This window comes from Novosphingobium sp. (assembly GCF_025351285.1).
GTDB lineage: Bacteria > Pseudomonadota > Alphaproteobacteria > Sphingomonadales > Sphingomonadaceae > Novosphingobium.
Genome location: NZ_JANXWG010000115.1, coordinates 1 through 6,817, shown reverse-complemented (window position 1 = coordinate 6,817; position 6,817 = coordinate 1). Strand labels below are relative to the sequence as shown.

Annotated in this window: 9 protein-coding genes; 4 read left to right on the top strand and 5 right to left on the bottom strand. The window is 63.8% G+C overall.

The genetic code is table 11. From position 1 onward, the window contains the following. Positions 1-2: 2 nt before the first annotated feature. Together Q0R16_RS14150 and Q0R16_RS14145 are read left to right on the top strand one after the other, a co-directional pair. Positions 3-1,616 (top strand): IS66 family transposase, encoded by a 1,614-nt coding sequence (locus Q0R16_RS14150; protein WP_295637313.1) that lies wholly within the window; start codon positions 3-5, stop codon positions 1,614-1,616. After that, positions 1,574-1,849 (top strand): hypothetical protein, encoded by a 276-nt coding sequence (locus Q0R16_RS14145; protein ID WP_295637311.1) that lies wholly within the window; start codon positions 1,574-1,576, stop codon positions 1,847-1,849. The genes Q0R16_RS14150 and Q0R16_RS14145 overlap by 43 nt, the downstream gene beginning before the upstream one ends. Positions 1,850-1,961: 112 nt before the next feature. Here Q0R16_RS14145 and nadC read toward each other — a convergent pair whose 3' ends face one another. The 3 genes from nadC to Q0R16_RS14130 form a co-directional block, all read right to left on the bottom strand. Next, positions 1,962-2,828: a carboxylating nicotinate-nucleotide diphosphorylase gene (gene nadC, locus Q0R16_RS14140; protein WP_295637307.1), complete on the bottom strand. Its 867-nt coding sequence runs from the start codon at positions 2,826-2,828 to the stop codon at positions 1,962-1,964. A gap of 122 nt (positions 2,829-2,950) precedes the next feature. Then, positions 2,951-3,748, bottom strand: a complete 798-nt coding sequence (locus tag Q0R16_RS14135; protein WP_295637306.1) for a response regulator — start codon at positions 3,746-3,748, stop codon at positions 2,951-2,953. 81 nt (positions 3,749-3,829) lie between these two features. Then, positions 3,830-5,056: a histidine kinase gene (locus Q0R16_RS14130; RefSeq protein WP_295637303.1), complete on the bottom strand. Its 1,227-nt coding sequence runs from the start codon at positions 5,054-5,056 to the stop codon at positions 3,830-3,832. 95 nt (positions 5,057-5,151) lie between these two features. Between Q0R16_RS14130 and Q0R16_RS14125 the strand changes: the two genes are divergently transcribed. Further along, positions 5,152-5,742, top strand: coding sequence for an HD domain-containing protein (locus tag Q0R16_RS14125; protein ID WP_295637300.1), 591 nt, complete (start codon positions 5,152-5,154; stop codon positions 5,740-5,742). 15 nt (positions 5,743-5,757) lie between these two features. Here the strand turns inward: Q0R16_RS14125 and Q0R16_RS14120 are convergent, their stop codons facing one another. Together Q0R16_RS14120 and Q0R16_RS14115 are read right to left on the bottom strand one after the other, a co-directional pair. After that, on the bottom strand, positions 5,758-6,018 hold the full coding sequence (locus Q0R16_RS14120) for a DUF2312 domain-containing protein (RefSeq protein WP_295637297.1): 261 nt from the start codon (positions 6,016-6,018) through the stop codon (positions 5,758-5,760). A 125-nt stretch (positions 6,019-6,143) separates the two neighbouring features. Then, positions 6,144-6,452, bottom strand: a complete 309-nt coding sequence (locus tag Q0R16_RS14115) for a DUF1244 domain-containing protein (RefSeq protein WP_295637294.1) — start codon at positions 6,450-6,452, stop codon at positions 6,144-6,146. A gap of 102 nt (positions 6,453-6,554) precedes the next feature. On the opposite strand from Q0R16_RS14115, the gene Q0R16_RS14110 reads away from it, so the two are divergent. Further along, positions 6,555-6,817: pyruvate kinase (locus Q0R16_RS14110; protein ID WP_295637291.1), on the top strand; the 263-nt coding region annotated here is incomplete at its 3' end.

Below are 6,817 nucleotides of genomic sequence, written 5' to 3'. Positions count from 1 at the left end.
ATCTGGAAGCGCTGCGGGCGTTCGCTGCAGCAGCCGTTTTGCGAGCTGATGAAGCCGAAGCAAAGCTGGCCAATGCCAATGCTCGCGAGAGTGCCACCGCAGCGCTGATCGCGCATTTGAAGTTGCAGATCGCCAAGCTGAAGCGCGAGCAATATGGCGCCAGCGCCGAACGTACCCGCCGCCTTGTCGACCAGATGGAACTGCAGCTCGAGGAGCTCGAGGCCGATGCCAGCGAAGACGCTCTTGTTGCTGAGGTCGCCGCCGAGAAGACCGCCAGCGTTCGCAGCTTCGAGCGCAAGGCCCCGGCGAGGAAGCCCTTTCCCGAGCACCTGCCGCGTGAGCGGGTTGTCCTGCCATCGCCCTGCTCGTGCCCGGCCTGCGGCAGCGCCAGGCTGTCGAAGCTCGGCGAGGATGTCACCGAGACGCTGGAAGTGATCCCGCGCCAGTGGAAGGTCATCCAGACCGTTCGTGAGAAGTTCGCCTGTCGGGATTGCGAGAAGATCACGCAGCCGCCAGCACCCTTCCACGTCGTGCCGCGCGGATGGGCAGGCCCCAGCTTTCTCGCCATGCTGTTGTTCGAGAAGTACGGCCAGCACCAGCCTCTCAATCGCCAGGCCGACCGGTTCGCCCGTGAAGGCGTGCCGCTCAGCATATCGACATTGGCCGACCAGGTCGGCGCTGCCGCGTTCGCCCTGATGCCGGTCTACCGGTTGATCGAGGCCCACGTCCTTGCCGCCGAGCGCCTCCATGGCGACGACACCACCGTGCCGGTGATGGCCAAGCGCAAGACCGATACCGCGCGATTGTGGGTCTACGTGCGCGATGACCGGCCATTTGCCGGATCAGATCCGCCCGCGGCGCTGTTCCACTATTCGCGAGATCGGCGCGGCGAGCATCCACGCGCCCATCTCGCCAGTTGGTCGGGACTACTGCAGGCCGATGCCTACGGCGGCTATAATGAGCTGTACAAGGACGGGCGTGCACCCGGGCCTATCATCGAGGCTGGCTGTTTCGCGCACGCCCGGCGCAAGTTCTTCGAGCTCGCCGATGTCGAGGGCGCGGCCCGCAAGAAGAGCCGCGGCGAGCGTACTGGCACGATTTATCCGATCGCGCTCGAAGCCGTGCAGAAGCTCGACGCCCTGTTCGACATCGAGCGCACCATCAACGGGTTTGGCCCGGCCGAGCGTCTGGCGATCCGTCGCGAGCACAGCACGCCGCTGATGGATGACCTTCACAACTGGCTGGAGGCCCAACTCGCGAAGTTGTCGCGCAACCACGATCTGGCCAAGGCCATCAACTACATGCTGCGCCGCTGGCCGGCGTTCACCCGCTTTCTCGATGACGGCCGGGTCTGCCTTAGCAACAACGCTGCCGAGCGCGCTCTGCGCTGCGTGCCGCTTGGCCGCAAAGCCTGGCTGTTCTGCGGCTCCGACCGCGGCGGCGAGCGCGCTGCCGTGCTTTACACTCTGATCCAGTCTGCCAAGCTCAACGATGTCGACCCACAAGCTTGGCTCGCCGATGTGCTCGCCCGCATCGCCGACCATCCGGCACAGCAGCTCGAAGCGTTGCTGCCGTGGAACTGGGCGCCATCGATCCGGCCCGCGAAGGCAGCCTGATGGCGGCCCCATCGATGGTATTCGCCGCCCGCTTCGCGGCAAACCACCTTGGCATCGATATCGAGGTCATCGAAGAACTGGCCGAACAAATGGAACCCGAGGACGGCTGCCTCAACATCCTCGACAGCTTGCATGAAAACGCCGCATCCGTCACAGGCTTTACCAGGAAGGGCCTCGACTTCCTCGAAGACCTACTGGACGATCGCCGGTCAGAGTTCATGAAAGGAATCTGACACTCCCCGCGGCCGTCGCCGGATGGGTACGCCTAGCCTGCACAGGATGGCCAAGTAACGGGGGCCAAGGGCTGCTGGCCCTTGGCCCCCGGAAGCCCCTTCCCTCTCCCCTTCAAACTAGCCTAAAATCCAGCCCGATATCCGCCGCAGGGGCGCTCTGCGTCAACCTCCCGACCGAGACGTAATCCACACCCGAAGCGGCAATCGCGCCGATCGTGTCGAGGCGGACCCCGCCTGAGGCTTCGCAGGGGGCTCGGCCGGCGACCAACGCCACTGACTCGCGCAGCATCTCGGGCCCCATGTTGTCGAGCAGCAGGCGAGTGGCGCCTGCGGCCAGGGCGGGTTCGATCTGGTCGAGGCGGTCGACTTCGCAGATTACCACCGCCACGCCTGCCGCCAGGGCGCGGCGGACGGCTTCGGCTACTCCGCCCGACACCGCGACATGGTTGTCCTTGATCATCGCGGCGTCCCACAGGCCCATGCGGTGGTTTTGGCCGCCGCCCATGCGGACGGCGTATTTTTCCAGGTGGCGCAGGCCGGGGATCGTCTTGCGGGTGTCGAGCAGTTTGGCCTTCGTGTCGCCCATGGCATCGACGTAGCTGCGGGTGAGCGTGGCTATGCCCGACAGGTGCTGGACGGTGTTGAGTGCGCTGCGTTCGGCGGTGAGCATCGCGCGGGCGCGGCCCGACAGGCGCATCAGTTCGGTGCCGGGCGGGACTCGCGTGCCGTCTTCGACCAGTTGCGTGATGGCGACGGCGGGGTCGAGCGCGCGGAAGAAGGCGGCGGCGATCGGCAGGCCGGCGACTGTGATGGGGTCGCGGCTGGCCATGACGCCAACGAAGCGTGCTTCTTCGGGGATGACGCTTTCGCTGGTGACGTCATGGCCGCCGCCTTCCAAGCCCGCGCCGAGGTCTTCGGCCAGCGTGGCAGTGACGAAGGTGGCCAGCTCGAAACCGGGGAGATCAAACACACTGCTCACGTAAACCCCCGTTCGCCCTGAGCTTGTCGAAGGGCTGTCTTTCACTTCGCGCAATGCGCCGGGCGGTAGAAGAAGTGCAGTCCTTCGACAAGCTCAGGACGAAAGGAGGGTAGTGGGCAGCGTCAGTGCACGAACCTAGCCACAACATCCCGGTACGACCGCGAAACCTTCACCTCGTTGCCCGATTCGAGCACCAGGAAACATTCGCCGTTGGTATGCGGCTTCACCTGCCGCACCAGATCAAGGTTGACGATCTTCGAGCGGTGCACCCGCTGGAACACGCGCGGGTCGAGCCGGCGCTCAAGGTCCTTCATCGTTTCGCGCAGGATCAGCGAATTGTCGCCGTAGTAGATGCACATGTAATCGCCCGCGGCTTCGATGCGTTCGATCGAATCGACGTCGACGCGGAAGATCTGGCCGCGGTCCTTGATGTTGATGAGCTTTTCGAAGCGGCCGACCGCGTGTTCGGTGTCCTCGGGCATCGCATCGAGCGCTTCGGGGGCGACTTCGGCGAGCACGGTCTTGAGCTTTTCGACTTCCTCCAATCCGCGCTTTTCAGCCAGCCGCGTGCGAGCGCGATCGAGCGCATCGGCCAGCCGGTCGGGCTCGATCGGCTTCATCAGGTAATCGACGGCGTTGGCCTGGAACGCCTTCAGCGCGTGTTCGGAATAGGCGGTGACGAACACGAACAACGGCGGATCGATCTCCATCACCCCGCTGACCACGCTGAACCCGTCGAACCCGGGCATCTGGATATCGAGGAATACCAGGTCGGGCTTTTCGGTCTTGATCTTGCGGATCGCCTCGCGCCCGTTCGAGCAGGTGTCGATGATCTCGACATCGGGGTGCGCTTCGAGGCGGAGCTGGAGCCCCTGGATTGCGAGCTTCTCGTCATCGACGAGGATGGTGCGGATGGTCATTCGTGTCCTTTCGGCACTTGGCTGCCACGCCGCCAGAAGTGGCGGGCACAACCATTATCAGGAGCGGCCCTTGCGGAACCGTTATCGCGAGCCCAGCGCGGCCATGGCGCGCTGCGGCGGTGAGATATTTGCCTCGGTGAGAATTACCCGGGCTTCGAAGGGCAGTTCGAGCACGACCTGGAACCCGCCTTCGGGCCGGTTGGTGGCTTCGAACACCTGGTTGTCGCCATAGGCTTGCGCCAGCCGGTCGCGGATGTTGGCCAGGCCCAACCCAGTCGAGTTGGCGCTGGTGGTCTGGTTATCGCTGGGTTGCGGCACGGGATCGGTGCTGTCACTCGTCACGGTTGACGATCTCGTAGCGTCACCGTCGCTTTGCAAGCCCGGCCCGGTGTCGGAGACGGTGACCCGAAGCATCGGACCGACGAGTTGCGCAGAAACGGTGATTTCGGCGCCTTCTTCCAAGGCGCTGACCGCGTACTTGATCGCGTTTTCGACCAATGGCTGGAGCAGCAGCGAGGGCATCAGCGCGTTCCTGGCGGCATCCTCGATGATGAATTCGGTGCGCAGGCGCTCTTCGAAGCGCATTCGTTCGATATCGAGGTAGAGCTTCAGCGTCTCGACCTCCTGCGCCACCGTGACGCGCGCGGTGGCATCGTTGACCAGCGTGTGCCGAAGGAACGACGACAGCCGCGAGAGCATCGCGTTGGCCGGCTCGGTCTGCTTGAGCAGCACCAGTGTCGAGATCGAATTCAACGTGTTGAACAGGAAATGCGGGTTGAGCTGGTAGCGCAGCATTGCCAGTTGCGCGCTGGTGGCCTGCGCTTCCAGCTTGAGCAACTGGTCGTTGCGTTCTTCCACCTGGAGGAAGAAGTTGATCGCGTAATAGAGCGCCGACCATGCGCCCAGCAGCGTGAGATCGAGGTAGAACGCGCCCAGGAACAGTTGCGCAAAGCCCTGCTCGGTCGAGGGACGGTAAAGGCTGATCAGCCACGAATCGATGAATGCGTAAAGCCCCACGGCCAACGCCAGCACCAGCGTGGTCACCCCCCAGGTGACGAACGGGCGTCGGTTGATCAGCGCGCGGTAGATTACCGACAGGATCATCGAGATCGAAAAGCCGGTAATCGTGGCGATCAGCACGATGACCAGGAACGACCACGGCTGCGCGTTGGCCAGGCTCGAGACCACGCGCAGCAGCATCGAACCGCCCCAGCCCAGCAGTTCGAGCTGCCAGAACGCACGGTTCTTGTTGCCGAAAAACGGGGTGGGCCGAAAAAACGGTGTGGGATTGAACGGCAGGACGGCCATGGCCCGCGCATCCTAGCCCGTTGCGATGGCGAGGGATAGGTTTTGCGTGACGCTCGTGTCTGGGTTACGACTGCGCCAAAGCTTGGAGAGGCACGATGACCGATTCTACGGACACGCTCGAACGCGCGCAATTCACCGCGATGGACAATGGTACGCAAGCCGATTGGGCGATCATCGGCAAGGACTACATGGACTTCGCGTCCAGGCTGCCCGATCGCGTGCTGACGCACCTCAAGCTGCTGAATGGCGATTTCGGCGGGTTTCCGATCGATCGGATGCAGCACAGCCTGCAATGCGCCACGCGCGCGCGCCGCGACGGCCGCGATGAAGCCTACGTGGTGATGGCGCTGCTCCACGACATCGGCGACACGCTCGGCACTTACAACCACCCCGAACTGGGCGCGGCGATGATCAAGCCGTTCGTGACCGAGGAAGTGCACTGGATCTGCCAGAACCACGGCGCGTTCCAGGGCTATTACTATTTCCACTTCCTGGGAGGCGATCGCAACTTGCGCGACAAGTTCCGCGACAACCCGCACTACGATGCCTGTGCGGAATTCTGCGAGAAATACGATCAATCGGCGTTCGACCCGGCTTACGATACCGAACCGCTCGAATTTTTCGAACCGATGCTGCGGCGGGTGATGGCCCGCCCGCTCAAAAGCATGTTCGCGCGGGCCGACTGACCCGCGCGAGTTGGGTCAGCCGATGCCCAGCGCAGCCTTGTAGAGATCGAGGATGGTTTCCATCTCGCGGCGATCGTCGGGCGCCATCTTCCGCAGCCGCACAATCTGGCGCATGATCTTGGCGTCGTAACCCACCGCCTTGGCCTCGCCATAGACGTCGCGGATATCGTCGGCGATGCCCTTCTTTTCTTCTTCAAGCCGCTCGACGCGCTCGATCAGCAGGCGCAGGCGGTCGTCTGAATTCGTGGCATCGGAATTGGTGGCATCTTCGGACATTGATCTGGCTCCGCGAACATCGGGGTTGATGAATCAGTTGCTCGCCCGATAGACGCCCGGTGCGCCAGCGGGAAAGCCCCCCGCCCCGATATCCCCAGAGTTAAACCGCCGATGCTCAGGCTGCGTCAGGCATTCTTCTTCATGCTCTCCTCCATCCGCGCGAGCTGTTCGGGCGTCGCCTCGGTCTGGTAGCGCGCCTTCCATTCGGCGGCGGGCAACCCGTGGATCGCCTCGCGCGCGGTGGTCTTGTCCATATCGGCCCCGGCCTCGATGACCCAGTCGGCCAGGCAATTGCGGCAAAAACCGGCCAGCCCCATCAGGTCGATGTTCTGCGCATCGTGGCGATGGCGCAAATGGCGGACGAGGTGGCGGAAGGCAGCGGCGGCCACCGCATCGGGAAGCGCGTCCAATCGATCGGAAGAATTCGTATCCATGGTCAAGGTCCCTTGGGTTTTGGTGTCGCTTGCGCCATAGCCCCAACGCACCAGCCCGGACACCGTCATATCTCTGGCCCACACACAGCGCAGGAGTTGCCAGTGGCGAAGCCCGTTCCAGCCTCACACCATCCCCGTGGCCGCAAGGTCAAGATCCTGGCCACCGTCGGCCCGGCCAGCCGCAGCCCCGAAATGCTCGAAAAGCTCTACCGCGCCGGCGCCGATGCGTTCCGCGTGAACATGAGCCACGGCGATCACGCGACTCACGCCGAAACCATCGCCAATATCCGCGCTCTGGAAAAGACCGTGGGCGGCCCGATCACCATCCTGTGCGACCTCCAGGGCCCCAAGCTGCGCGTCGGCAC